Here is a 26,518-nt window from a genome sequence, read left to right on the forward strand (position 1 = left end):
ACGCCGCCAGCGTTCATCCTGAGCCAGGATCAAACTCTCCAATAAAGTTAGTTTGTCTAGCATCTAAAAATAAAAATTGACGTTTCACGTTGTTTGTTTCGTTCAGTTTTCAAAGAACTTGTCCACCGCTTCAGAAGCGACTTCATCATATTAACATCTTCATTTTTCGATGTCAACTAAGTTTTAAAATTTATTTTTTGTCGTTTTTCTGCGTTTCCGCATCAGCGACGTTTATTAATATACCATCATGTTTTTTAAATAACAAGTGTTTTTTATAAAAAACACAAAAAATTATCTATCCTACTTTTTCTATAAAAAGAACTGTTATCCTTTCTACTAAAAATAGTTATTCTGATTGTATACTACTACACTTCATTCAACCAAATTGCATTTCACAATACCTTCCCAGATTTTCATTCTCTTCTATATAAAAATTTATAATAATTATCCTTCTATAGAATAGCGATATAAATTAGTCGTAAGAAAAAATTACATCCCAATTAAATAGCCAACCACACGCATTAATCCCTTCCTTCCCATTCAAAAATTTAATTCCCTACAAATAACAACATTCCAACGCAAATATAAACTTAAGAATATTATTAGAATTTTTTTACATTTAATTAATGAAAGATATCCATTTTTTGTTATATAGTAAGAAAGGACGTATTCAACTATAAATAAAGCAATGGAGGAATTATTTTATGGATAGGTTAACAAAGTTTTCATTAAAAAACCGCTCCGCCATTATCATCATGGTTTTTCTCATTTCCATACTCGGTGTTTATTCCGGCTCTAAATTACCTATGGAATTTTTGCCAAGTATCGATAATCCAGCAATCACCGTCACAACCTTATCTCAGGGACTTGACGCTGAAACGATGACAAAAGACGTAACTGACCCTCTCGAAAAACAATTTCGTAATTTGGAACATATCGATACCATCACTTCTTCTACGCACGAGGGATTATCACGTATCGACATTGCATATACATCAAAAGCAAACATGAAAGATGCAGCACGCGAAGTCGAAAAAGCCGTCAATACAATTAAATTACCTAAAGATGTAACCAAGCCCGTAGTTAGTCAATTAAACACTTCTATGATTCCACTCGCCCAAATTACTATCCAGAAACAAAACGGTTTTTCAAAAGCAGATGAAAAACAAATTGAAAAAGAAATCGTACCACAACTCGAAAACATTGATGGTGTTGCCAACGTTATGTTTTTCGGAAAATCAACCTCTGAATTATCTATCGTACTTGATCCGAACCAATTAAAAAACAAAAACGTAACATCACAGCAGGTACTAACTGTTTTACAAGGAAAAGAAACTTCTACTCCAGCCGGGGCAATTACTGTTAATCAGGAAGAATACAACCTCCGCGTCATCGGGGACATAAAAAATGTAAATGACATTAAAAACATCACTGTGGCACCCCAAGTGAAATTACAAGACATTGCTCAAATCGAAATCAAACAACACTACGATACAATCTCACATATAAACGGCGAAGAAGGCACAGGGTTAATCATCATGAAAAAACCGAGTAAAAATGCAGTTGCCATCGGAAAAGAGATTGATAAAAAAGTTAAAGAGATAAATAAGGAATATAAAGATCAATTTTCTATTAAACTTTTGGCTTCAACCCATGAACAAGTTGAAAATGCTGTTACTAGCATGGGAAAAGAAGTAATACTTGGAGCAATCGCTGCAACTCTAATTATCTTAATCTTTTTACGTAACTTCCGAACAACACTCATCGCTGTTGTCAGTATTCCATTATCTATTTTATTAACACTCTTTTTACTACATCAATCTAACATCACACTTAACATTTTAACCCTTGGTGGTTTAGCTGTTGCGGTTGGACGTCTCGTCGATGATAGTATCGTTGTCATCGAGAATATTTTCCGCCGTTTACAAAAAGATTCTTTCTCTAAAAATATTATTCTTGATGCAACGAAAGAGGTCGCCGTCGCAATTACTTCTTCTACTTTAACAACGGTCGCTGTTTTTTTACCTATCGGCCTCGTATCAGGAGCAATCGGAAAATTAATGTTACCTATGGTATTAGCAGTTGTATATTCTATTCTATCATCCTTAATCGTTGCACTAACAGTTGTTCCACTTATGGCTTTTTTACTACTCAAAAAAACAAAGCATCGAAAGCCAAGTTCTTCATCACGATATGTTGCTACCTTAAAGTGGTCTCTTTCTCATAAATTCATTATTCTACTTACTGCATTTTTATTATTTGCAGGATCAATTGCAGCCTATATATTACTACCGAAAGCAAACATAAAATCTGAGGACGACACAATGTTATCTATTAACATGACATTTCCAGCCGATTATAATGCTGAAGCTCAAAAACAAAAAGCATTCGATTTCGAAAAGAAATTACTTTCTAATTCAGATGTAACAGACGTTATTTTACGAATGGGATCTAGCGCAGAAGATGCACAATGGGGGCAAACAACTAAAAATAACCTTGCTAGTATATTTGTAGTCTTTAAAAAAGGTTCTGATATTGATCAATATATTAAAGAGTTAAAAAAGGAAAATAAAACTTTCGAGCCTGCTGAACTTGATTATATAAAAACAAGTTATTCAAGCTCTGGCGGCGGAAACAATTTGCAATTTAACATAACAGCTACTAACGAAGGGAATTTAAAAGAGACGGCTACTATCGTCGAAACAAAAATAAAAAGCATGGATAATCTTTCTAAAGTAAAAACGAATTTAGAATACTCTAAGAAAGAATGGCAAATTCATATTGATCAAACAAAGGCTGAACAACTAGGCTTAACACCAGAAATAGCTGCGCAACAAGTAGCATTCCTTATGAAGAAGTCACCTATTGGCGAAATTACAATTAATAATGAAAAAACTACTATTATGATAGAACACAAAAAGGAAAACATAAATAAACAAGACGATATTTTAAACACAAACTTACTATCACCTATTAATGGACCAATTCCTTTAAAAGACATCGCATCTATTTCAGAAAAACAAACACAAACAGAAATTTTCCATAAAGACGGAAAAGAAACAATTCAAATTACCGCCGAAGCTTCAAATAAAGATTTAAGTAAAGTAAACACAGAAGTAAATAAAGCGATAAATGACTTAGATTTACCTAGCGGTGCAAAAGTAAATATCGCAGGAGCTACTGAATCTATGCAAGAGAATTTTACAGATTTATTTAAAATTATGGGGATCGCAATCGGGATTGTATATTTAATTATGGTTATCACCTTCGGGCAAGCACGTGCTCCTTTTGCAATCTTATTCTCCCTGCCATTAGCTGCTGTCGGTGGTATTTTAGGATTAATCATTTCACGAACACCTGTTGATGTAAATTCCTTAATCGGTGCATTAATGTTAATCGGGATTGTCGTTACAAACGCTATTGTATTAATAGAAAGGGTCCAACAAAATCGGGAACACGGACTGGAAACGAGAGAAGCCTTACTGGAAGCAGGTTCTACTAGACTACGTCCAATTATTATGACGGCTATAACAACAATCGTCGCTATGCTACCACTCTTATTCGGTCAATCGCAAGCAGGAAGTATGGTATCAAAAAGTTTAGCCGTAGTTGTCATCGGTGGTTTAGCAGTCTCAACTGTTCTTACATTAGTAGTCGTTCCAGTTATGTATGAACTATTAGATAAAATCGAAAAAAAAAGGCGCTCCCGTAGAAAAATAAGCACTTCTACAGAAACACCCGATATTTAAAACCAAAAGGCGTTATCTTCACGAATGAAGATAACGCCTTTTCTCTATCTACTCATATAATCTATCATGTTTTCCGCATACCGCTCTAGAGGTTCACTAGAATCCACAATAAGATATTCACTATTTAAAGGTTTCTTACTACCATTTAACCACTTTTTAAAACCTACTTCCGACCTCACTTTTTCAATTTGACTAATCATACGCTTACGTGTTTGCAGTCTCGCATTAATCTCTTCCATATCATTAAGATAACACTCAATATATTTATATTTCACACCATGTTTATTTGATAATTTAATCCCTTTTTCAACCATTCCCTCATATAAACATGGACTATCCAATATAACACTATGCCCTTGTTCTAAATAAGAATCAATCAATGCCCATTCAGCATCATATGCAAGTCCACCAACTATCGTTGATTCAATACCTTTCACTTCTAGTGATTTTAACAACGCTGATTTCAAAACGTCATGATCTACAATTATAGCACCTGTTAACTTCGCTATATACTTAGAAACTGTGGATTTTCCCGCCCCTGGAAAACCTGACATTTGCAGAAAAAACAAATTAAATCCACTCCCTCATTTTCACCTCTTTATCTATATAACGAATTACAAATTCAACAATCGCTATACCTTTTCCTTCTATATTAAAATGCAAAAAGAACCCTCTACTTATAAATAGAGAGTTCTCCTTTGTAACTTATGCCGCTTTTATCTTCTTCGTCGTTTTACTTTTTCTTTTCGTTCCTGTAAAGCGCTTATGCAATACAGATGCTATCAAGCGTGAAATGACATTGAATAGTAATACCATAATAATTAATACAGCTGCAGATTTTGTCGCAATCAACTTCGCATCTGGAATAAACCCTTCAGAATTTAACTTCCAAATATGAACTGCTAACGTTTCAGCTGGTCTAAACGGATTTAAAGGATGCGCAGGACTCGAGAAGTCCGCTGCTGAATTTAAAATCGGAGATGTTAAACCCGCTGTGTAAATTAATGCTGCCGCTTCCCCAAATATACGACCCGCCGCTAAAATAATCCCTGTAATAATTTGCAGTAATGACGATGGGATAATAATACGAACGATCGTTTGCCACTTTGTTGCACCTAATCCAAGACTTGCCTCTTTTACATTATGAGGCACTTCTGAAATAGCATTTTCACAAACACGTGTTAAACCTGGTAAGTTTAAAATAGTTAAAGCAAGAGCACCACCCATTACTGTGTATCCCCAGCCTGTCATTGTAACGAACACTAACAAACCAAATAAACCAACAACAATAGATGGTAAAGACGCCATTGTCTCAATGCATAAACGAACAAAATTTAAAAAGCGCCCTTGTTTTGCATACTCTGCTAAATATATTCCAGCACCTAGTCCAAGAGGAATAGATATAATAAGCGTTATAACAAGCATGTAGAATGAATTGAATAACTGCGGACCAATCCCACCACCAGCTCTTGTATTACTTGGTTCTCCAAACAAGAAATTAGGATCCCAAAAACCCCATCCCTTTTGTAAAATTTCAAACACTAAGAACACTAGCATAGCTACGACCAAAGCCGCAACCGCATAAAAGATACCCGTCCAAACTTTATTTACCGTTCTTGCATTCATTATTATCGCTCACCTCTTTGCCCAATCGCTCGAATTACTAAAATAAACAGGAATGAAATAACAAGTAAAATCATCGCTAAAGTCCATAGCGCATTATTCCAAGCAGTTCCGTTCAATGTATTTGTCATGTCCATTGTCAAAATACCAGTTAACGTTGCTGTCGGACTATATATTCCTTCTGGTAATTTAATCGTATTCCCGATTACCATTTGAACGGCTAGCGCTTCACCAAAAGCTCGCGCTAAACCTAAAACAACCCCTGTTAAAATTCCTTTTTTCGCAGCAGGAACAATCACTCGGCTAATTGCTTGCCATTTCGTTGATCCTAGGCCATAAGAAGCTTCTAAATAATCAAATGGAACAGAGCGTATTGCATCAGAAGCGATACTAGCAATAGTAGGTAAAATCATAATACTTAATACAACGATACCCGCAATTAAACTAAAGCCCACTCCCCCGAACGAATCACGTAATAACGGAACTAAAATCGTAACCCCTAATAATCCGTATACTACTGACGGAATACCGACTAATAATTCTAAAACAGGCTTCAATACTTTATTTCCAAACTTCGGCGAAATTAAATTCATGAATATAGCCAGAGCTATAGCAATTGGTGCACTAATAATAACCGCACCTAACGAAACCACTGTTGAACCTACAATAAAAATTAAAGCCCCAAAAGATCCTTGATCAGCATTTGGATTCCATTTTGTCGATGTTAACATCTCAGTAAACGAGATACCACTTTGTGTAAAAGATTGAATTCCTTTGCCACAAATAAACGCAATAATAGCTAATGTAATTAAAACAATAAAAATACCACAAAACGTAACAAGTGATCTTCCTATATATTCACTTTTCACGTAATTAATTTGTTTTTTCCCCTTCATCACAGGACAGACCCCACTTCACAGATTGAAATGAACAGGACTGGCCTTGCAGCCAGCCCCATAAATTTGATTACTTATTTAATTTAGACATTGGAATGTAGCCCATATCTTCTACTTGCTTTTCAAAGTCTTTACCTTTTACATAATCGATGTAAGCTTTTGTTGCTTCTTTCGCTTCACCTTTTGTTACCATATACTCGTAAGACCAGAATGGATATTTACCAGACGCAATGTTTTCAACTTTTGGATCAGCACCATCAATTTTCACTGTTTGCAGTGCACCTTTTTTATCACCCACCATGTAAGACATTGCTAAATAGCTTACTGAACCTGGAGTAGAATTGATAGCTTGCTCTACTGCACCGTTAGAATCTTGTGTTGTTCCAGTTCCATCATTGATTTTTGCGTCTTTCATAATTGTTTTTTCGAATGTAGCACGTGTACCAGATGAAGCTGGACGATTAATTACGTTGATTTTTTCATCTTTTCCGCCTACTTCTTTCCAGTTTGTTACTTTTCCAGTGAAGATATCTTGTACTTGTTGCACTGTTAAGTTATCAACTTTTACATCTTTATTTACAACAAGAGCGAATGCAATACCCGCTACCTTGTTATCTACTAATTCTTTCGCCTTTTCAGCATCTTTTATTTTATCTCCGGACGGAACATCTGAATTACCAATTTGCACTGCACCAGATGCTACTTGGTTAATCCCAGTTCCACTACCGCCACCTTGAACTTGAATAGAAACTTTTGAATTTTTCTCCATGAATTTCTTTCCAGCTTCCTCCGCAAGAGGTAGAAGAGCTGTAGAACCAGCTGCTGCAATCGTACCCGATAATTCTTGTTTTGTATTATCGCTTCCTTTAGCAGTTTCTTTACTAGTTGTATCTTCTGCTTTTCCACACCCAACTAATGCTCCTGCTACCACTAAAGCTGCTAAAGAGAATTTAATACCTTTTTTCATAACCATGTCTTGTACCCCCATTTGGATTATCACTTTTCGAATTCATTTTCTTTCGAACACAAATTCATTGTAGGACAACAATATTATGTGAGTGTTAAGCAATTTTTAATTTTAAGTAAATGACGATAATAACCCTTAAAATCTATGAATCCCAACATTTGCAGTTAAAGAATCCAACAAAAACCACACTAACTATGCTGTAATGTAAATTTATTCTTAACAATGTAAATTCAATGTAAATGTTTTTCTCTCTTTTTCCCTTTTAGTTAAAGTTATATTTACAATTCCGCTGTATTTTGTAACTTTTACACGCCTAATTTATGCACATTAAAAAGAATTTCAGTAATATTTTTTAGTACAACTAAATAAATTGGAACAATTCTAAAATTAAATGAATATTTTTAAAGTACTAATTGACAGCATCATCCAATGTAGTCTACTATATTACTAACAAAAAGTTTACCTAAGGAAACTTTTTAAACTAACACTAACAATATAGAGAAGAGGTAACTTTTATGGTATCGGCTAATACTAAACCCCTTTCCGATTTTAAAACAGGGGAATTTGTACAAATTGAGAAGATACAATTAGAAGGAACTATGAAACGACGTTTATTAGATTTGGGATTTATCCCTGGGGCAACGATTAAAGTATTGCAACGCAGTCCACTTGGAGATCCGGTCGCCTATCAAGTGAGCAACACAACTATTGCACTGCGAAAAGAAGAAAGTTCCCTTATTTTCGGGGTATTAATAGGAGATGATTTCAGATGAGCAAACATCGTATTGCTTTAGCTGGCAACCCGAATACCGGGAAAAGTACATTATTTAATACTTTGACAGGTTTAAAACAACATACTGGAAATTGGACAGGAAAAACTGTTTTAAAAGCTGAAGGAGAATATGAACATAACGGAAGTACTTATACATTAATAGATTTACCTGGAACTTACTCATTATACTCAAATTCCGCGGACGAAGAAGTGGCGAGGGATTATATTATATTTGAAAAACCAGAAGTAACTGTAGTTGTCCTAGACGCAACTGCTATGGAAAGAAATTTAAATTTAGCACTCCAAGTGATGGAAATGACAAACAACGTAGTCATTTGCATTAACTTAATTGATGAAGCCGAGAAAAAAGGTATTGTTATTGATGAAAAAAAATTAGCAAAATCACTTGGTGTACCTGTAGTTAAAATTTCAGCACGTAACCGAGTAGGCATTGGTCATTTACTAAATGTTATTGCAAAAGTATCAAATAAAAAACTAATTCCAACACCAATTAAAATTACTTACAGCGAAAAAGTCGAAAATATGATTCAAGAATTAGAACCACAAATTTATAAGGTGTTCGGTGATACGTATCCAGCACGTTGGATTGCGTTACGTATATTGGATGGAGATAAAAATTTCTTAACTACACTTCAAAAACACCATAATGAACCACTTGTAAGGGAGGTCATAATTAATGGAATCTCACTCAGCCAGTAAAGCTCTTCCATTAGACTATATTATTCAACATGCACAAACACTTTCAAATGAAGATATACGAGATGATATAGTCGGAGATATTTACCGAACATCTGCAAGCATATGTAAAGAATCCGTCCAATATACAAATACTGATAAATTATATCGTTCCGAAAAACTAGATAAAATTTTCACATCTCCAATCTGGGGATTCCCAATTATGCTCGGTATTTTATCTATTATTTTTTATCTTACAATCGCAGGCGCTAACGTACCATCTGATATGATTGCCGAATTCTTCGGATGGGTCGAAGGATATTTAACATCTTGGTTCCAAGCAGCGCATGCACCTGAATGGTTACATGGCATTTTAATACTTGGTTTATTCCGTGGTATCGGAGCTGTTATTAGCGTTATGTTACCACCTATGGCAATCTTTTTCCCTATGTTCGCGCTACTAGAAAACTACGGATACTTACCACGTGTCGCGTTTAATATGGACCGCTTATTCAAACGATCCGGCGCACACGGGAAACAATCTTTAACAATGGCAATGGGATTTGGTTGTAATGCAGCAGCCATTATGTCAACACGTATCATTGAATCACCACGTGAACGTATGCTAGCAATTTTAACGAACAACTTCGTTCCTTGTAACGGTCGCTGGCCTATGTTAATTTTAATGGCTTCACTATTTATGGCTGCTGGTTATACAGGCAGTATGCAAACATTGGTTACTGCTGGCGTTGTAGTTGGAATGGTTGTAATTGGTGTTATTATGACATTAACTGTTTCTTGGGTACTATCAAAAACAGCCTTAAAAGGGGTTCCAACTCACTACACACTTGAGTTACCTCCGTACCGCAAGCCAAAAGTTTGGAATACAATTGTTCGCGCAACACTCGATAAATCAATCTATGTTTTAAAACGAGCTATAGTTGTTGCTGCCCCTGCGGCTGCATTAACTTGGTTACTTGCTAACATTTTTATCGGTGACACAAGCTTACTTATGTATTTTGTAAACTTCCTAGATCCATTTGCTAAAATGTTAGGACTTGACGGGTTTATTCTAGCTGCATTCATTCTTGGACTACCCGCTAATGAAATTGTAATCCCAATTTTATTAATGTCTTACTTATCAACTGGGGCTTTAACTGAAATAGATGATTTTAATCAAATTAAAAATCTATTCCTAGAAAATGGTTGGACTTGGTTAACAGCGTTAAACACAATGTTGTTCTCACTTCTTCATTTCCCGTGTGGAACAACATTGGTTAACATATATAAAGAAACAAAAAGTGCAAAATGGACATTCTTATCGTTTGCAATCCCTACCGTTATCGCCATTGTTGTTACATTCCTCTCTACACAATTGGTACATTGGTTAGGGCTTGTATAAAGCAAAGCATACATAGAAGGTATCCCCCTTCACGTTTGCTTTGCACGAAAGAAACCTGAAAATCATTCAGGTTTCTTTTTTTGTACATCAGTATTCCACGGCTGTGCTCCATACGTTGTGAGTTTTTTATGAATAAAATATATAGCTCCTGGAAGAACTGCCATTAATATCGTGCAACTAATCCCTAAACCCGTAAACAACTTACATCACCTTATTTCACTCTTTTAGGTAAAGCCGAGCCTGAATGCTCAATCGTCGGGTGAACATGAACAGTAATTTCAGCTTTACTAAAGTAATTTTCGCCTTGATCCCAATTCTTACTTACCTTTTTCCACTCTTTATAATTATGTCGCTTATACACTTCCCCTAACTCTAATACATCTACCTTATATTTTTTTTGAACAAGTTTAATTGATTTTTGAATACGCTTCTCCATTTCTTCCGATATATCCTTCTCTAAACGCTTTTCATTCAAAACCTTTTTATGATCACTAAAATGCAACTCAGCTATTGTACCTTCCAGAGATAAATGAATATTAAACTTTGGTTTTGTAGCATTCGTTGTAGATACTTTAATTTTTCGACGCAACTTATGAATTTCATATGTAATAAGTTGATCCTTTTTACGAATGGTAAAAAAACCTCCAATTTTTTTACCTATTATATAATTCATCCCTAATGTTTCTTCCCCACTCAAGTTGCCTACACACTTATTATCCTTTCCACGAAACAATGCTGCACCGTCCATTTGCACCCCTTGTTTTGTTAGTTCAAGAATAGGTAATACAAAACTCCGGTTAGAGATCATCTTTTCCTGTACCTCACCAATTCTTGCAGCCTCAATCATTTGGGCATTTTTCGGAGGGTGTTCAGCTAACATATCAATATACTGCGCCGGTAAATTTTCAGGTTTTGCACTCTGTTTTAAAATAGATTCTGCATTTTTCTTTGAAACAAACAAACGAATATTTCTTCTCATTTCATGATCGCGAATATATACATCTAACGTATTTTGTAAAATGTATGGATGTGAAAGTAATTCTTCAGAGAAAATAATCACTTGTATATGAGGGAAAAATAATGTACGACTAATTTTTTTAGCGATTATTCTTATTTGTTCAAACACACTATCTGCTTTCGCACTAACATTAATATAATTTTCGCCATCTCCATCACCTTGTCCACCTTGCTGCGCTAACTTACTAGGAAGTACCATTTGATACGTCCCTTTCATAATTGGATTCGCTTTCTTCTCCTTCACGATATCATAAGCCGCTCCTACTACAAATCCTCTTTCTTCTATCTCTTCTAACTCAGAACACCCACTCATAAATCCAGTTAAAGTCATAACCATTATAATTTTAAGAAGGTGTTTCATTTCCACCATTCCTTCTTTTTATTTTATATACAATTAAAACGAGCAAAGGCGCTAACACAACAAACCCCATATCTATCCAAGCTAAATAAGTCCCATAACTTGATAAAGCATTCAAACTACTAGGTATCATATTCGCCATAAAAATAATAGGGGCACTTACGAAAATAAAAATATGTTTCTTCACTTTCGGAAACATAGCACAAAACAATAAAGATGCGACGTCATAATACATTGCTGTAGTGTTATAAATAGTAATAATCCAAGTCGTAAAAAAAATCGCATCGAACCTTTCTAAAAACCCTCCGCCAATTTCAATTTCTTTCCCTAATTCAATTGTTGGATATGTCAATCCACGTGTGGTCATATACGTAAAAACACTAATACAAGTTACATAAATTAAAATGTATGACAACACGTTTACCATCACCGCTTTCGCGACTGCCATTGGCGCTTTTTTCGCTGACTTATCATTCAGCAACACCGCATAAAATAAAGCTACTTCAAATCCAATAAACGTAAAAATAGAATTTTTAACTCCAACAGCATATTGACTTACTTTCGTTTGAAAAGCTGGTAGTAAATTATTTATTTCCATTAAATTTATATTCAATAAAGAAAGAAGTACTATCGCAATTAAAACAATAGGTAAGAATAAAACATTTAACCTTAATAAGGCTGCTCTTGATCCTGCTATTCCATAAATAACAACTAGCAAGAAGAAGAAAGACAGTAGTTGTATCGGTGTATCACTAAATAAATACGTTTGAGAAATAATTGAAATCATTCGCGATTCATATGCTGTCAAAGCAGCAAACGTTAATACTAAAATACTACTAATTGTGTATGCAACAGGCTTCGTCAAATGCGCACTCGTATATTGAACAAAATTTTGTTTCGGAAATAAGATCGCCACCCTCGTCACAAACCAACCTAAAACTGTACAGATCAATCCACCCAAAAGCAAAATAATCCAACCGTCCGAAAATAAAGTTTGGTTAGCGATATCTCTTGGCATAGACAATGCTCCTATACCAATAATGGTCGATGATACCGCAAACCCAATTTCCCGAGATCCAATCTCTTCATCGCCATACTCAAATGGTTTCAATTATTTTCGCTCCTTTGGACGTATTGTAGAATCTTTTGTTTGTAAGTACTCTGGTCTATCTTTCAACATCGATTTTGGCATGCGAATAAATTCTTCTTTCCAATCTTTATAAAATGCAGGAGCAATTGGAGTTGTATACGGTATACCAACGCTTGTTAAATTTGTAATATGAATAGCAAGTGCGATCAGAGCTAGAATAATCCCATACAAACCAAAAGCCGTTGCAGCTAATACAAAGACGAAAAGTAAAATTCGGAACGTAATTGTAATGCTATATACAGGAAGCGAAAATGTAGCAATCGCAGTAACTGCAATAATAATAACTAAAAATGGATTTACAATCCCTGCATTTACCGCAGCTTCTCCAATTACAAGACCTCCTACAATCCCTATCGTTTGTCCCATCGGTTTCGGCAATCGGATTCCAGCTTCTCGTATTAATTCCATAGTCAAGGCCATCATTAACGTTTCAATATACGCTGGAAACGGAACACCTTCCCTAGCACCTGCAATTGAATAAGCCAGTTTAGAAGGAATAAGTCCTTGATGGTAAGATACAAGTGCTACATACATAGCTGGTAACAAAACCGCAATTATACCTGAACCCATACGTAAAAATCGTAATAACGTTCCAATCACCCAGCGCTCGTAATGATCTTCTACAGATTGAAAAATATCAACAAATACGAGTGGCGCAATAAGAGCAAATGGGGATCCGTCTACCAAAATGGCTGCCTTTCCTTTCGCTAATGAGGCTATAATATTATCAGGCCTCTCTGTATTCAAAAACTGTGGAAATGGGGATAAATTATTATCCTGAATTAATTGTTCAATCGTACCTGTTTCCAAAACGACATCTGTCACTATTGATTGAAGACGGCGATCCAACTCTTTTACAATGTGAGGATTAATAATATCTTCTATATATACTAGGGTTACTTCTTTCTGCGATCGCTTCCCCATAATATAAGATTGGAACCTCAACTTTGGATCACGTAAACTACGTCGGATTAACATTTTATTCACATTAATATCTTCATTTAATCCGATCCTCGGTCCACGTATTAAATCTTCAGTTACTGGTGGTTCTAAACTTCTTTTTTCCCAAGCTCTACTATTAATCACGATAGCCGTTTGAATATTATCAATTAATATAACCGTATCTCCCGCTAAAATCGCATTCATAATGTCTGGAAACTTCGTCTTTACACCCACTTCTGCGATAGAAATAAAACGATCCAATAACGTTTGAACAACGGCTTCCTCACTTGGAATTTCTTCGTATTGCAGCGTACGAACGACATATTTATAAACATTATCCTTGTCTGTTAATCCACATAAAAACACAACCGCACAACGTGTAAAACTCCCAGCAAGAGCAACTTCTCTAATTGTTAAATCATTAGGTGAACCTAACTCATCCCTAATTTCTTTCATAACTTCAAATAAGTTACCTTCAAGCTCTAACAATTTCCCCACCTAACTTCCTTTTCAACAAGTTTTTAGTTAGATTCCGCTAATAGAAGAAAATATATACAAAAAAGAGCTATCTCTTTTCAAAGATAGCTCTAATAAACGAATTACTTTTCTACTATTATGCTGTTTTTCTTTATAGATACACTTTTTGTAAATCCACTAACTACAAACATCACAATCATATTAATTAACAATGCGACTATACCTACATTTAAATCTTTTATAGACTGCGGAAAACTCGGAAACATCGTAGCTATATTAGAGCCCGATAAAGTGATATATGCAACAACTAATAACCCCATTCCCATTCCTGCAATCGCTCCTTGCTTTGTAATAACCTGACGTGGAAACAAGCTACATACAAGTGCAGGGAAAAGTTGTGTAACAATACTGTACCCCATTAATAGAAGGGCTCCTATTGTTTCTCCTCCTTTAAATGTAAATAAAACTGCTACGAGCGTTACTACAGGTACAAATAACTTTGCAGCTTTAGCAACTTGTCTATCTGAAGCAGATGGAACCATCGTTCGATAAATATTTTTCGCTAACAGTGTAGAAGCCGCCATAACAAGCATAGAGCCTGGAACTAACGCCGTTAATACTCCCGCACTACCAATAATTCCAATAAACCAAGGATCAAAAGTTTGTAAAGCAAGACGGAATAACGAAAGATCCACATCCGCTCCCTTTAACCCAGGAACTTGCAATATAGCAGCAAACCCTGCAAAAAATACGAAAAGTAACACTAAAGAATACAATGGCATAATTGCTGCATTTTTACGAAATACTTTTTCATTTTTTGCAGAAAAAGCAGAAGCAAATGTATGAGGCCACATATAAAAACCTAGGGCCGTTAATATAATAGTAGAAACAAACCAAGAAATACTCATTCCTTCTTCAGGTAAAGATAAAAATCCCGGCTTTGCTGCTTCTACAGCCTCAAACATAGGCTGAAATCCTCCATAATAATGATACGGTAAATATATACCTAAAAACATAACGATAAACAGTATCATAATATCCTTCAAAGCAGCCGTCCAAGCCGAACCGTGTATACCTGAAACCATTACATATATAGTTATAACAATAGCACCAATCCATACTGCAACAACAGGTGACACCCTTCCGTAAGAAGCTTCTGAAACGATAATCCCCAGTCCCTTTAACTGTAAAACAAGATATGGGATGATGGAAACAACACCAACAACTGAAACAATAAGTCCAAGCGCTTTACTTCTATATTTCTTCGCAAAAAAATCCGACTGCGAAACAAGGTTATGCTCTTTCGCATACTTCCAAATTGGTGGTAATAAAAAATACGATAAAAGATAAGCTAAAGCACCATATCCCAAAATATAAAAGGTAGGTGCTCCTTTACTATACGCCCAGCCGCTTCCCCCTAAAAATGTAAACGTCGTATAAATCTCACCTGCCATCAGGAGAAAAACAAAAATAGTGCCAAATCCTCTTCCCCCAACTGACCATTGCTCTAAATTCATATCTTTTCCATGTTGTGCCCGAATCCCTAAAAATAGTGCGAGAAACAAAAATAAAATAATGATAAGTAATGCAGTCATTTTACATCCTCCTTATTAGCGGGATCAAACACGTACACAAGCCCCATACAAAGAGATGTAATAAACACTGATAATAATACCCAAAATAATAAAAATGGCATCCCTAATACGTAAGGAGTAACTGAATTCGCAAATATTGGCCCAACTACTAAACAAAGAACTGGAATAAGCGCTAGGATGTATATTTTCTTCATCTCATTCTCCTTTACTTATAAAATTCATAATGGCTGATACAAAGACTTCCACTCCAATCGGTAATGCATCTTCATCAATTGTAAAACGAGGATGATGATGAGGATATATAATACCTTTCTCTTTATTTCCCGCTCCGATAAAAAAGAATGTCCCTGGTACCTTTTGTAAAAACGCCGAAAAATCTTCTCCAGCCATCGTCGGCTGCAAACGAACAACTCTATCTCTTCCATAAAGTTGTAATGCCGTTTGTTCAATAAGCTCTGTAACTTCATAATTATTTACAACTGGTCGATATCCATATTCATAAGAAAACGTATATTTCGCTCCGTAAGATTCCGTAATATGCTTCACAATCCGCTCAATCTTCTTCTCTGTTTCACCTCGTAACTCATGTCTTAAACTTCGCACTGTCCCTTCAATCTCCGCTTGCTCTGGTATTACATTATGAGTTGTCCCCGCATGAAATTGAGTAACGGATATTACGAGAGAATCTAATGGATTCGTGAGGCGAGATACAATTTGCTGAAGTTGCGAAACAACTTGTGTACCGATTGCGATACTATCCACCGTTTCATGAGGGATTCCAGCATGTCCACCTTTTCCCTCTATCCTAATTTTAAAAACATCCGGTGCAGCCATTGCAGGACCATAAATAACGCCTATTTTCCCAACCTCTAACGACGCCCAAAGGTGAGCACCAATGATATAATCCACACCTTCCATTACACCTGCCGCAATCATCTCCTCTGCACCACCAGGAAAATTTTCTTCAGCATGTTGGAATAGAAAACGAATCTCCCCTTTAATCTTCTCTCTTGCTTCTACTAACTTATATACAACCCCAAGTAATATCGCTATATGTCCATCATGACCACACGCATGCATCACACCTTTATATGTAGAAATAAAATCAAACTCATTTTCTTCATGAATAGGAAGAGCATCCATATCGGCTCGAACCGCAACTGTTTTGCCCGGCTGTTTACCTACTAACTTTGCCATCACACTATATTTAGTCGGCCGTGACACTTCTAAATATGGGCATTTCCGAAGTATATCGAACACAAACTGCGATGTTTTTTCTTCTTGAAAAGATAACTCTGGATACTTATGAAAATGCCTTCTCCACTCAACTAACTGATTTTTTGACAAAACAAGTTCCTTTGCAACATCCATACCCCTTCACTCCTTCTTCACCAAGTTAAATGTTATTATAACGTGAATTGTTAACTTTTAAAAGAATCTTCTGAATTTTCAAATATGATAAACCAAAAAGAAAAAGCCATCCAAAAGATGACTTTTTCTTTATTATAAAATAGTAATCGCTTGTTTTCCCATTTGCTCCCAAGCTTTCTCAAATTCTGCTCGTGGAACAGCCAAACGTGGATTATTTTTCAGAGGATCATTTACATATACAAAGTTTTGATCATATCCAATTACTACTGCACTATGCTCATAATATGTAATTTTCACTTCGCCTGAACTCGTATTCCATGTTTCAAAACTACTTTCAGCTAGCGGCTTAAACGTCGTATTAATAATGACCCATACCGGGGAACCAGAACTAATTACTTTATATATATCTTGCATGTCTCTACCTGTTAAATTAATTACTTTTTCAGGAACATATTTTTCTGCTAAATCAAAGATTGGTTTATTGTATACACCATATCCAGGCTTTTCCTTTGTATAAATATTTCCTACAAACCCCTCGTAAGGATTTCCACGCAAACCATTTTGTTCAAATGGAACACGATAAATTTCGCTAGCAAGTTGCATCTTATCTACTTGTACACCTTTATATTGCAGCAACATAGCTAAACTTGTCACTTCACATCCTCGAGGTAATTCTGGTAATTGTTTAATAAACGGAACATCTTCAATCATAGCTGCTTCTTTCATTTCAGATAGAAACTCTAAGCGTAAAACTTGCGCCTTTTGCATGATTTTATCTTTCCCTATAAAAAATGCAGCAGCAAGTATAATACCAAAAACAAAAAGATATTTTAACTTTTTCATTATAAACAAAACTCCATTAATTATTATTTTACAGACACAACTCTTATCATTGTACCCTTCTTCTTACTAGTTTGCTAGAAAGATCATGTGAATTATCGCTCATAGAATTAATTATAAAAATTCTAATTATTTTTAATAAAAAGAAAAATAAATATACATTTCCAGAATATTTTGCTAAAATCAAAATTGTTAACATGGTGAAGATATCACCATGTTAACAAACATTCTTAGAGTATTTAGTCATAGTTCATTTTTTACATACTCCATTCATTTCATAGCAAATAAACCGAGTGTGTGTTGCATCTCCCACTAATGATTAAAAACTCAGAATAAAATGAAGTTCACACATTCAAGAAAATACGGGGTGAGGGGCATATGAATCAACAAATTGAACAAACAAATTTAAAACGAACAATGAAAAGTAGACACCTATTTATGATTGCACTCGGTGGTGTTATCGGAACCGGGCTATTTATGGGATCTGGTCAAATCGTCCATAATGCCGGACCTGGTGGCGCTATTCTTGCATTTTTAGTCGGTGGATTTGTTATGTATTTAACGATGTTATGTCTTGGTGAATTATCTGTTGCTATGCCAGAAGCAGGTTCATTCCAAAGCTATGCAAGCAAATTCATTTCACCTGGTTTTGGATTTGTTGTCGGTTGGATGTATTGGTTAAATTGGGCTGTTACAGTTGGCGTAGAGTTAACAACTGTAAGTATTTTAATGAAACGCTGGTTTCCAGACGTTTCTTCATGGATTTGGTGCGTTACATTTGCAGCAGCGCTCTTCCTCGTAAACGCTTTATCAGCAAAAGCATATGCAGAAGCAGAGTTTTGGTTCGCAAGTGTAAAAGTTGCAACAATCGTTATTTTCATCGTACTTGGTGGCGCTGTTATGTTCGGTTTACTAGACTTTAATGGAAAGCCAGCTCCGATGCTTCATAATTTCACTGAAAATGGCGGGCTATTTCCAAACGGTGCATTAGCTGTTCTTCTTACGATGATTACAGTAAATTACTCCTTCCAAGGAACAGAATTAATCGGAATCGCTTCAGGAGAAAGTGAAAATCCTGAAAAAACAATTCCAAAAGCGATCAAAAATACAATTTGGCGAACTCTCTTCTTCTTCGTCTTAGCGATATCAGTTGTTGTAGGTTTACTCCCATGGCAAGAGGCTAATCTAGTCGAAAGTCCGTTTGTACTTGTTTTTGATGTAGCCGGGGTCCCATATGCAGCAGACATTATGAACTTTGTTATTATTACAGCTGTATTATCCGTTGCTAACTCTGGTCTATACGCAAATTCTCGTATGCTGTGGGCGATGGCAAAACAAGAAATGGCAAGCCCAGCATTTACGAAATTAACTAAAAAAGGTGTACCGCTAAATGCATTAATTTTCAGTCTGATTTTTGCTAGCCTTTCCTTATTAACAAGTGTATTTGCGGCAGATACTGTCTTTCTAGTTTTAACATCTATTGCAGCAATGGCTGCCGTTGTCGTTTGGATGTCAATTGCCGCTTCACAGTTTTTCTTCCGTAGAAATTTCGTGAAAAATGGTGGCGACATAAATGATTTAAAATATCGTACACCGCTCTATCCGCTAGTTCCAATCGTGGCGTTCTTACTCAATTTCATTACATTTGTTAGTTTGGCTTTCATTCCAGATCAAAGAATTGCTCTTTATTGTGGCATTCCATTTATGATTATTTGTTACATTTTATACCAAGTTAAATATAAAAAAATTGTCACACTTGAACAGCCACGAACTATCACACAAAAATAAACTAAATATACAAAATATTCAGCTATCTTTCTTATGATAAGATAGCTTTTTTCTATTTCTTGGATATCCTGGTATAACTTTATTTATCTTAAAATTTTCACAATCACGTTTTTCTCTGGAAAATAGTTTACAATGTAATCAAGTTACAAATGATATTCACCTTAAAAAGTGTGCATTTGTGTCTATTTTTTAACAATATATCAAAAACTATTGCCTTCTATAAATTAATAGGTTTATATTGTTTTATTGGCATAGTTTCAATCCAAGGAGAAAGGAGATTTTCAATCGTGCAACTAAAGAAAGCGTTTTGGAAGTTGGCTTCGCTTCTTCCGTTATCATTACTTCTGTTCCTCGGTGGCTGTGATAAAAAACTCGCAGTATTAAATCCGCAAGGACCTGTTGCAAAAGCACAGTATGATTTAATTGTTTGGTCATTCTTGCTTATGTCATTAATTATCGCAATTGTATTCATTCTGTTTACAGTCATCTTGATTCGTTATCGTGAAAAACCAGAGAATATGGACTATGAGCCACCTGAACAACACGGTAACACATTACTAGAAATTATTTGGACGCTTGTTCCTGTTATTATCGTTATCGCATTATCGATTCCAACAGTAAAAGCAACTTATGCTTCGGAAGAGGTTCCGAAAGAGTCCAAACATATTAAACCAGTTGAAATTTATGTTACATCTGCAAACTGGAAATGGTTATTCAGTTACCCAGAGGAAAAAATTGAAACCGTTAACTATTTAAATATCCCAGCTGGTGTACCAATTCAATTCAAACTGACTTCTGTCGGCCCAATGAATGCTTTCTGGGTACCAGAACTTGGTGGTATGAAGTACACAATGGATGGCATGATTATGGATCTTTATTTACAAGCTGATAAGCCAGGTTCTTACCTAGGCCGTAGTGCGAACTTCTCTGGTGAAGGATTCACACACATGGAGTTCGAAGTTGAAGCAAAAACTAAAGAGAAATATGACAAGTGGGTTAAAGAAGTACAAGAAAAGGCTGATAAGTTAACCGAAGAGAAGTACAACGAAATTATTAAACCTGGTGTAGTTGGACGCATGACGTTCTCTAGTCACCACTTAAGTTATGTAGATCCAAAATCACTTGAATATTGTGATTACAACTACTACAAAAACAAAAAATAATAGCTATTATTCCAACAGATTGGAGTGAACACAGTGAAGCTTGATGAATTCTTTGTCACAGGTGACCCGATTATTTACGGTGCAGACGCTTCTATCGTTCTTGTGACATTAGCAATCATTTTCGTACTAACAAAGTATAAAAAATGGAAATGGCTTTGGGACGAATGGTTGACAACTGTTGACCATAAAAAAATCGGAGCCATGTATATTATTTCTGCGGTTATCATGTTATTCCGTGGTGGTATGGATGGTTTAATGATCCGTGCACAGTTAACATTCCCAGAAACAACTTATTTAAACGCTGAACACTATAACGGAATCTTTACAACGCATGGTACAGTAATGATTCTTTTCATGGCAATGCCATTCGTTATGGGATTAATGAACCTTGTAGTACCATTACAAATTGGTGCTCGTGACGTTGCATATCCGTTCTTAAATGCTTTAAGTTTCTGGTTATTCTTTGTCGGAGCAATGTTATTCAACATCGCTTTCGTAATCGGTGGTTCTCCAGACGCTGGGTGGACTTCTTACTTCCCAATGGCAGGTACAGAGTTTACTTCAGGCGTAGGAAATAACTACTACGCAATTGCATTACAGATTTCAGGTCTCGGTACGCTAATGACCGGTATTAACTTCCTTGTTACTATCTTAAAAATGCGTACACCTGGTATGACTTTAATGAGAATGCCAATGTTTACTTGGTCAATCTTAATTACAACAATTATCATTATTTTCGCTTTCCCAGTATTAACAGTTGCTCTTGCATTAATGACATTTGACCGTCTATTCGATGCTCACTTCTTTACGATGGCGAGCGGCGGTATGCCGATGTTATGGGCCAACCTGTTCTGGGTATGGGGTCACCCTGAAGTATATATCGTTATTTTACCGGCATTCGGTATTTTCTCTGAAATCATTAGTACATTCTCACGTAAGCGTCTATTCGGTTACAGTGCGATGGTATACTCAATGGTTGCAATTTCTTTACTAAGTTTCGTCGTATGGCTTCACCACTTCTTCACGATGGGTGCAGGTCCAGCGGTTAACTCATTCTTCTCGATTTCGACAATGGCGATTTCGATTCCAACCGGGGTTAAGATCTTTAACTGGTTGTTTACACTGTATAAAGGACGTATTCGTTTTACAGTTCCAATGCTTTGGTCATTGGCATTTATTCCAAACTTCGTAGTCGGTGGGGTTACAGGGGTTATGCTTGGAATGGCAGCAGCTGATTATCAATACCATAACAGCTACTTCCTAATTGCTCACTTCCACTACGTATTAATCGCAGGTACAGTATTCGCTATGCTTGCTGGATTCACATTCTGGTATCCAAAAATGACTGGTCATATGTTAAATGAACGCCTAGGTAAATGGACATTCTGGATCTTTATGAGCGGATTTAACATCTGTTTCTTCCCAATGTACTTCTTAGGTTTAGACGGTATGACTCGTCGTATGTACACTTACTCTGAAAGTCTTGGATGGGGATGGCTAAACCAAATCGCATCTGTTGGTGCGGTAATGATGGGTATTGGCTTCCTACTTCTTTGCTACAACGTAATTTGGAGTGCACGTCACGGTGAACGTGACACAACTGGAGATCCATGGGATGGTCGTACACTTGAATGGGCAACTCAATCTCCTGTACAACATTACAACTTCGCAAAGCTTCCTGAAATTAAAGAAGCTGATGCTTTCTGGTACATGAAAAAACGCGGAGAAACAGTTACACCAGCAGCAGAAGATATCAAACCAATTCACATGCCAAGTAACTCTGGTGTGCCTATTATTGCGTCTTTATTCTTCGGTCTTGCAGGTTTCGCATTAGTATTTAGCTGGTTCTGGCTTGCAGCAATCGGTGGTATTGGTATTTTAGCTTGCTTAATCTATCGTTCATTCGATTATGACGATGGTTACTACGTAAGTGTTGATGAAATTAAAGAAACAGAACATATAGCATGAGAGGTGAAATGACATGGCGGCTTTAGATAAAAGCTTACCTTTGGAATATCAATCCGAACAAAGCAGATTGAATATCCTAGGATTCTGGATTTTTCTTGGGGCTGAAATTATGCTGTTCGCAACACTTTTCGCCTCTTATCTAGTCCTTGCTGGTCGTACGGCAGATGGCCCAACTCCAGCGCAACTGTTTGAACTTAAAACGCTTTTAATTCAAACATTACTACTTTTAACAAGTAGTTTCACATGTGGTATCGTAATTCACGAAATGCGTAAGCACAACCAAAAAGCGATGCTTGGATGGTTCGTCCTTACATTACTTTTAGGTGCAGGTTTCCTATTCTTCGAGATTGAAGAGTTCATTATGTATATTGGTGAAGGCGCAACAATTCAAACAAGTGCTTTCCTATCTGCATTCTTCGTTCTTCTTGGAACGCATGGAGCCCACGTAACAGGCGGTATCATTTGGGCAATTTGTGTTATTATCCAAATTTTAAAACGAGGTCTAACACCAGTTACAGCTCGTAAAGTATTCATTATCAGCTTATACTGGCATTTCCTTGACCTTGTTTGGGTCTTCATTTACACACTAGTTTACTTGAACGGGATGGTGGCGTAAATGGCTCAAAACAACAATCAAGCAAATGGGCATGCGCATAGCGGATTCCCTTGGTCACACGTTTTCGGATTTATTTTATCGCTTGCATTAACGTTTCTAGCGTTATACGTGGCACTTTACACAACATTGCCACTTTCAACAGTCTTAACAACTATTATCATCATGGCTGTTGCGCAAGCATTGTTACAATTAATTATGTTCATGCATTTAAAAGAAGGAGAAGGAAGAGTTCAAATTCTTACAATGATATACAGTTTCTTCGTTGCAACTGCAACAGTTGGTTTAACTGTATGGATCTTCTTCTCAATGTAATGTACATGAAAAAGACTGCTGAGATTCCTCAGCAGTCTTTTTTTATCCCCTCCCCTATTACATCCACATTACGGAATTAACAACAGAATCATGAAAAATATACTTATTATGACAAATGTTAAGAAAAGTCTTTCTTTATGAAATCGAATCCATATGCGTTGCTTTTCTACCTATTATATGGCTAAATAGGTACTATATTTATTTGAAGGGAGAGAACGCAATGGAACATCATACTTCTGTTCTATCACTTATGGTTATCGTTGCAATCGCGTTTTTCGTTCCCCTTTTGTTACAACGCTTTAAATTAAAAGCACTTCCTGTTGTCGTTGCAGAAATTATTGCAGGAATCTTTGTAGGTAAAAGTGGGTTTAATATTATTGAGCCAGATATATGGCTTCAAGTTTTATCAACATTAGGATTTATCTTCCTCATGTTCTTAAGCGGTTTAGAAATTGATTTTTCTATCTTTAAACAAAAAGGGAAAAAAAATACGACAAACGAGCCAAATACATTTCAAGCAGCAAGCATTATCTTCTTATTTATTTTCATCTTATCTTATGCCCTATCATTACTATTCGTATGGCTAGGATTCGTAGATAATGCAATGTTCATGACTTTAATTATTTCAACTATTTCTTTAGGTGTTGTTGTACCAACATTAAAAGAGAACAACCTAGGAAAAACTGCAATCGGACAAATCATTTTATTAGTTGCTGTTATTGCAGACTTAGTTACAATGATTTTACTCGCTGTTTTCGTCGGATTAAATTCCGAAAGCGGCCAAAGTATGTGGCTCTTACTTCTTCTATTCGGTGCCGGTATTGTCATTTACTTTATTGCAAAACGCTTTAAAAACATTCCATACTTAGATAGTTTAAAAGCTGGTAGTGTACAAATTGATACACGGGCTGTTTTTGCACTCATTTTAATCTTAGTTGGTTTATCGGAATCTGTTGGAGCAGAAAATATTTTAGGTGCCTTCTTAGCAGGCGTACTTGTATCGTTATTATCACCAAATGAAGATATGGTTGAAAAACTTGATTCCATCGGCTATGGTTTCTTCATCCCTATTTTCTTCGTAATGGTTGGTGTAAATCTAGAGGTATGGTCTATTTTCAAAGAACCTTCTAGCATGCTAATGATCCCAATCTTAATTGTAGGACTCTTTATTTCAAAACTCTTACCATCACTCGTCTTACGAAAATGGTATCCACGTAATATCGTACTTGGAAGTGCAATTTTATTAACATCGACACTTTCTTTAGTTATTGCGGCTGCACAAATTGGTGAAAAACTGGGGATTATCAGTCCAAGTTTATCTGCCTCTCTTATTTTAAGCGCAGTTATTACTTGTATTTTTGCACCTATATTATTTAAAAAAATGTTCCCAAAAGTAGAAACACCAAAACCAAAAGTAGCTATTATTGGCGCGAGCAGAATTACCCTTCCGTTATCACTAGATTTAAAACGAGAAGATTATGACGTAACGCTATATATGATGCGTCAAAACAAAATAAATGATGAAGAAGCGAAATCACATGACTTTCCTATCGTGAAATTAGATGACATCACAATTGCATCATTAACTGAACAAACAGCATTTGATGCAGATCGCGTCGTTGTTGCAACAAGCGATGATGAACAAAACTTATTATTGGCAGAACATGCAAAAGAGCTAGGTGTTGAACATGTTATTGCAAGTGTAGAAGATCCACTTCTACAAGAAAAAGCAACGCAAGAACATATCGCTGTATTCTCAACAATTAACTCTACACGTATTTTATTACGTGCCCTTATTGATAAACCTAGTCTCGTTCGCTTAATTACAACAGCAAACGAAACAGTACGCGAAGTTGAACTGCGCAGCAATAAATATAACGGCATTGCGCTTCGCCGCCTCCCGTTTTTAGGTGATGTACTTGTCATTCAAATCTACCGCGGTAATAAAGCATTAATACCACATGGTGATACAAGACTACAACACGGTGATACATTACTTGTAACAGGTTCAAAAGAGCATATCGATACACTAAAAAACATATTAGAGTAAAAAAAATGCCCCCCACATAATTGAGGGGCATTTTTTAATTTTCATATGGTAAAATGTTACTATCACATATTATGAGGATGGATTACATTATGTCTATTGTAACTTTAGCTCTCTTATTATTAGCAGAAGTACTCGTCGCCATTATTCTCATCGGTGTTAGCATTGAAATTTGCAGCTATGGTTGGAAAAAATCAAATGGAGTTAAATACTCATGCCTTTTTCTTTCACTCCTTCTAGGAACCGCTAGTATACTCGGCCTTCTCGCTGCACCTGCATACTTCTTTATACAACTTATAGAAAAAGGTTTATAAGAAAGGATGATAATATGATTACTGTGCAGTATATTGATGCATCCGAGACACACTTATTACGCCAAGCGGTGTTGCGTCCCAATCAGTCCCTAGCAGACTGTAAATACTCTTCTGACTACGAAAAAGACACATTCCACTTAGGTGCCTTTATAAACGATGAGTTAATTAGCATCGCTTCCTTCTCAAAAGAAATATATCCTGATTTGCAAAATGGTATCCATTATAGACTACGAGGAATGGCAACATTACCTAACTTTCGGAACAAAAGAGCTGGAAGCTCCTTAATTCAGAAGGCAGAACAAATTTTAAAAGAACGGAAAGCAAACATTCTATGGTGTAATGGCCGTATTACTGTAACTGACTATTACAAGCGATTAGACTTTCAGGAGCATGGTGAAATCTTTGAAATTGAACCGATTGGCCTTCATAAAGTTTTGTATAAAAAGATATAAGAA

24 protein-coding genes are annotated in these 26,518 nt (G+C 36.0%); 12 read left to right on the forward strand and 12 right to left on the reverse strand.

Translation table 11 applies throughout. The annotated features are described in order from the left end of the window. Positions 1–704 precede the first annotated feature (704 nt). On the forward strand, positions 705–3,749 hold the full coding sequence (locus ASE54_RS30665) for an efflux RND transporter permease subunit (RefSeq protein ID WP_000375605.1): 3,045 nt from the start codon (positions 705–707) through the stop codon (positions 3,747–3,749). Between the two features lie 44 nt (positions 3,750–3,793). Here the strand turns inward: ASE54_RS30665 and ASE54_RS30670 are convergent, their stop codons facing one another. From ASE54_RS30670 to ASE54_RS30685, 4 genes are all read right to left on the reverse strand, one after another. Then, on the reverse strand, positions 3,794–4,318 hold the full coding sequence (locus tag ASE54_RS30670; RefSeq protein ID WP_000465748.1) for an AAA family ATPase: 525 nt from the start codon (positions 4,316–4,318) through the stop codon (positions 3,794–3,796). Between the two features lie 136 nt (positions 4,319–4,454). After that, positions 4,455–5,375 carry a phosphate ABC transporter permease PstA gene (pstA, locus tag ASE54_RS30675; RefSeq protein WP_000994150.1) on the reverse strand — a complete coding sequence of 307 codons (921 nt, stop codon included), beginning with the start codon at positions 5,373–5,375 and terminating at the stop codon, positions 4,455–4,457. A 2-nt stretch (positions 5,376–5,377) separates the two neighbouring features. Next, on the reverse strand, positions 5,378–6,268 hold the full coding sequence (gene pstC, locus ASE54_RS30680) for a phosphate ABC transporter permease subunit PstC (protein WP_000676676.1): 891 nt from the start codon (positions 6,266–6,268) through the stop codon (positions 5,378–5,380). A gap of 70 nt (positions 6,269–6,338) precedes the next feature. Beyond that, complete coding sequence (locus ASE54_RS30685; protein ID WP_000245111.1) at positions 6,339–7,241, reverse strand: phosphate ABC transporter substrate-binding protein PstS family protein; 903 nt, start codon at positions 7,239–7,241, stop codon at positions 6,339–6,341. 509 nt (positions 7,242–7,750) lie between these two features. Between ASE54_RS30685 and ASE54_RS30690 the strand changes: the two genes are divergently transcribed. Genes ASE54_RS30690 through ASE54_RS30700 form a run of 3 tightly spaced genes read left to right on the forward strand, consistent with a single transcriptional unit; the run spans position 7,751 to position 10,105 of the window. Further along, positions 7,751–8,008 (forward strand): FeoA family protein, encoded by a 258-nt coding sequence (locus ASE54_RS30690; protein ID WP_000252988.1) that lies wholly within the window; start codon positions 7,751–7,753, stop codon positions 8,006–8,008. After that, entirely contained in the window at positions 8,005–8,727 is a 723-nt protein-coding gene (locus ASE54_RS30695) for a FeoB small GTPase domain-containing protein (protein WP_000033874.1), read from the forward strand. The genes ASE54_RS30690 and ASE54_RS30695 overlap by 4 nt, the downstream gene beginning before the upstream one ends. Next, on the forward strand, positions 8,705–10,105 hold the full coding sequence (locus tag ASE54_RS30700) for a nucleoside recognition domain-containing protein (protein WP_000443622.1): 1,401 nt from the start codon (positions 8,705–8,707) through the stop codon (positions 10,103–10,105). Before ASE54_RS30695 ends, ASE54_RS30700 begins: the two co-directional genes overlap by 23 nt. Positions 10,106–10,167: 62 nt before the next feature. Here the strand turns inward: ASE54_RS30700 and ASE54_RS36635 are convergent, their stop codons facing one another. From ASE54_RS36635 to ASE54_RS30735, 8 genes are all read right to left on the reverse strand, one after another. Next, positions 10,168–10,305, reverse strand: a complete 138-nt coding sequence (locus tag ASE54_RS36635; RefSeq protein WP_000493991.1) for a hypothetical protein — start codon at positions 10,303–10,305, stop codon at positions 10,168–10,170. Between the two features lie 11 nt (positions 10,306–10,316). Then, positions 10,317–11,483, reverse strand: a complete 1,167-nt coding sequence (gerLC, locus tag ASE54_RS30705; RefSeq protein WP_000681639.1) for a spore germination protein GerLC — start codon at positions 11,481–11,483, stop codon at positions 10,317–10,319. Continuing rightward, positions 11,467–12,591 (reverse strand): spore germination protein GerLB, encoded by a 1,125-nt coding sequence (gerLB, locus tag ASE54_RS30710; protein ID WP_000802019.1) that lies wholly within the window; start codon positions 12,589–12,591, stop codon positions 11,467–11,469. Before gerLB ends, gerLC begins: the two co-directional genes overlap by 17 nt. Then, the gene (gerLA, locus tag ASE54_RS30715; protein ID WP_003309092.1) at positions 12,592–14,070 is read right to left on the reverse strand and encodes a spore germination protein GerLA; all 1,479 of its coding nucleotides are present in this window, start codon (positions 14,068–14,070) and stop codon (positions 12,592–12,594) included. A gap of 101 nt (positions 14,071–14,171) precedes the next feature. Then, positions 14,172–15,644 carry a sodium:solute symporter gene (locus ASE54_RS30720; RefSeq protein ID WP_000125940.1) on the reverse strand — a complete coding sequence of 491 codons (1,473 nt, stop codon included), beginning with the start codon at positions 15,642–15,644 and terminating at the stop codon, positions 14,172–14,174. Further along, on the reverse strand, positions 15,641–15,838 hold the full coding sequence (locus ASE54_RS30725; protein ID WP_000725525.1) for a DUF3311 domain-containing protein: 198 nt from the start codon (positions 15,836–15,838) through the stop codon (positions 15,641–15,643). Before ASE54_RS30725 ends, ASE54_RS30720 begins: the two co-directional genes overlap by 4 nt. A gap of 1 nt (position 15,839) precedes the next feature. Then, positions 15,840–17,015, reverse strand: a complete 1,176-nt coding sequence (locus tag ASE54_RS30730; protein WP_000382123.1) for an amidohydrolase — start codon at positions 17,013–17,015, stop codon at positions 15,840–15,842. A 132-nt stretch (positions 17,016–17,147) separates the two neighbouring features. Beyond that, positions 17,148–17,858, reverse strand: a complete 711-nt coding sequence (locus tag ASE54_RS30735) for a C39 family peptidase (RefSeq protein ID WP_000734493.1) — start codon at positions 17,856–17,858, stop codon at positions 17,148–17,150. Positions 17,859–18,233: 375 nt separating this feature from the next. Here ASE54_RS30735 and ASE54_RS30740 point away from each other — a divergent pair, with 375 nt between their 5' ends. The 8 genes from ASE54_RS30740 (at position 18,234) to ASE54_RS30775 (ending at position 26,515) form a co-directional block, all read left to right on the forward strand. Then, positions 18,234–19,643, forward strand: a complete 1,410-nt coding sequence (locus ASE54_RS30740) for an amino acid permease (RefSeq protein ID WP_001075765.1) — start codon at positions 18,234–18,236, stop codon at positions 19,641–19,643. Positions 19,644–19,930: 287 nt separating this feature from the next. After that, on the forward strand, positions 19,931–20,806 hold the full coding sequence (locus tag ASE54_RS30745) for a cytochrome aa3 quinol oxidase subunit II (RefSeq protein WP_001176164.1): 876 nt from the start codon (positions 19,931–19,933) through the stop codon (positions 20,804–20,806). A gap of 33 nt (positions 20,807–20,839) precedes the next feature. After that, entirely contained in the window at positions 20,840–22,774 is a 1,935-nt protein-coding gene (gene qoxB, locus ASE54_RS30750; RefSeq protein WP_000762373.1) for a cytochrome aa3 quinol oxidase subunit I, read from the forward strand. Positions 22,775–22,787: 13 nt separating this feature from the next. Then, complete coding sequence (qoxC, locus tag ASE54_RS30755) at positions 22,788–23,390, forward strand: cytochrome aa3 quinol oxidase subunit III (RefSeq protein WP_000729316.1); 603 nt, start codon at positions 22,788–22,790, stop codon at positions 23,388–23,390. Then, entirely contained in the window at positions 23,391–23,702 is a 312-nt protein-coding gene (qoxD, locus tag ASE54_RS30760; protein ID WP_000068425.1) for a cytochrome aa3 quinol oxidase subunit IV, read from the forward strand. A 220-nt stretch (positions 23,703–23,922) separates the two neighbouring features. Next, positions 23,923–25,752, forward strand: a complete 1,830-nt coding sequence (locus tag ASE54_RS30765; protein ID WP_000399955.1) for a monovalent cation:proton antiporter family protein — start codon at positions 23,923–23,925, stop codon at positions 25,750–25,752. Positions 25,753–25,805: 53 nt separating this feature from the next. After that, a complete protein-coding gene (locus ASE54_RS30770; RefSeq protein WP_003260542.1) occupies positions 25,806–26,063 on the forward strand; it encodes a DUF4022 family protein in 258 nt (85 codons plus the stop codon). Between the two features lie 14 nt (positions 26,064–26,077). Then, on the forward strand, positions 26,078–26,515 hold the full coding sequence (locus ASE54_RS30775; RefSeq protein WP_000633847.1) for a GNAT family N-acetyltransferase: 438 nt from the start codon (positions 26,078–26,080) through the stop codon (positions 26,513–26,515). Positions 26,516–26,518: the final 3 nt, after the last annotated feature.

It is taken from the genome of Bacillus sp. Root131, from assembly GCF_001429475.1.
In the GTDB taxonomy this organism is placed as follows: domain Bacteria; phylum Bacillota; class Bacilli; order Bacillales; family Bacillaceae_G; genus Bacillus_A; species Bacillus_A thuringiensis_S.

Excerpts from the sequence above, each read along its gene's own strand:
- ASE54_RS30770 (WP_003260542.1), top strand. The coding sequence starts at position 25,806 with ATGTTACTATCACATATTATGAGGATGGATTACATTATGTCTATTGTA.
- ASE54_RS30740 (WP_001075765.1), top strand. The coding sequence starts at position 18,234 with ATGAATCAACAAATTGAACAAACAAATTTAAAACGAACAATGAAAAGT.
- pstC (WP_000676676.1), bottom strand. The coding sequence starts at position 6,268 with ATGAAGGGGAAAAAACAAATTAATTACGTGAAAAGTGAATATATAGGA.
- ASE54_RS30775 (WP_000633847.1), top strand. The coding sequence starts at position 26,078 with ATGATTACTGTGCAGTATATTGATGCATCCGAGACACACTTATTACGC.
- ASE54_RS30735 (WP_000734493.1), bottom strand. The coding sequence starts at position 17,858 with ATGAAAAAGTTAAAATATCTTTTTGTTTTTGGTATTATACTTGCTGCT.
- ASE54_RS30730 (WP_000382123.1), bottom strand. The coding sequence starts at position 17,015 with ATGGATGTTGCAAAGGAACTTGTTTTGTCAAAAAATCAGTTAGTTGAG.
- qoxD (WP_000068425.1), top strand. The coding sequence starts at position 23,391 with ATGGCTCAAAACAACAATCAAGCAAATGGGCATGCGCATAGCGGATTC.
- ASE54_RS30700 (WP_000443622.1), top strand. The coding sequence starts at position 8,705 with ATGGAATCTCACTCAGCCAGTAAAGCTCTTCCATTAGACTATATTATT.
- ASE54_RS30695 (WP_000033874.1), top strand. The coding sequence starts at position 8,005 with ATGAGCAAACATCGTATTGCTTTAGCTGGCAACCCGAATACCGGGAAA.
- pstA (WP_000994150.1), bottom strand. The coding sequence starts at position 5,375 with ATGAATGCAAGAACGGTAAATAAAGTTTGGACGGGTATCTTTTATGCG.
- gerLC (WP_000681639.1), bottom strand. The coding sequence starts at position 11,483 with ATGAAACACCTTCTTAAAATTATAATGGTTATGACTTTAACTGGATTT.
- ASE54_RS30765 (WP_000399955.1), top strand. The coding sequence starts at position 23,923 with ATGGAACATCATACTTCTGTTCTATCACTTATGGTTATCGTTGCAATC.
- ASE54_RS30665 (WP_000375605.1), top strand. The coding sequence starts at position 705 with ATGGATAGGTTAACAAAGTTTTCATTAAAAAACCGCTCCGCCATTATC.
- ASE54_RS30725 (WP_000725525.1), bottom strand. The coding sequence starts at position 15,838 with ATGAAGAAAATATACATCCTAGCGCTTATTCCAGTTCTTTGTTTAGTA.
- ASE54_RS30690 (WP_000252988.1), top strand. The coding sequence starts at position 7,751 with ATGGTATCGGCTAATACTAAACCCCTTTCCGATTTTAAAACAGGGGAA.
- ASE54_RS30685 (WP_000245111.1), bottom strand. The coding sequence starts at position 7,241 with ATGGTTATGAAAAAAGGTATTAAATTCTCTTTAGCAGCTTTAGTGGTA.
- qoxC (WP_000729316.1), top strand. The coding sequence starts at position 22,788 with ATGGCGGCTTTAGATAAAAGCTTACCTTTGGAATATCAATCCGAACAA.
- ASE54_RS30720 (WP_000125940.1), bottom strand. The coding sequence starts at position 15,644 with ATGACTGCATTACTTATCATTATTTTATTTTTGTTTCTCGCACTATTT.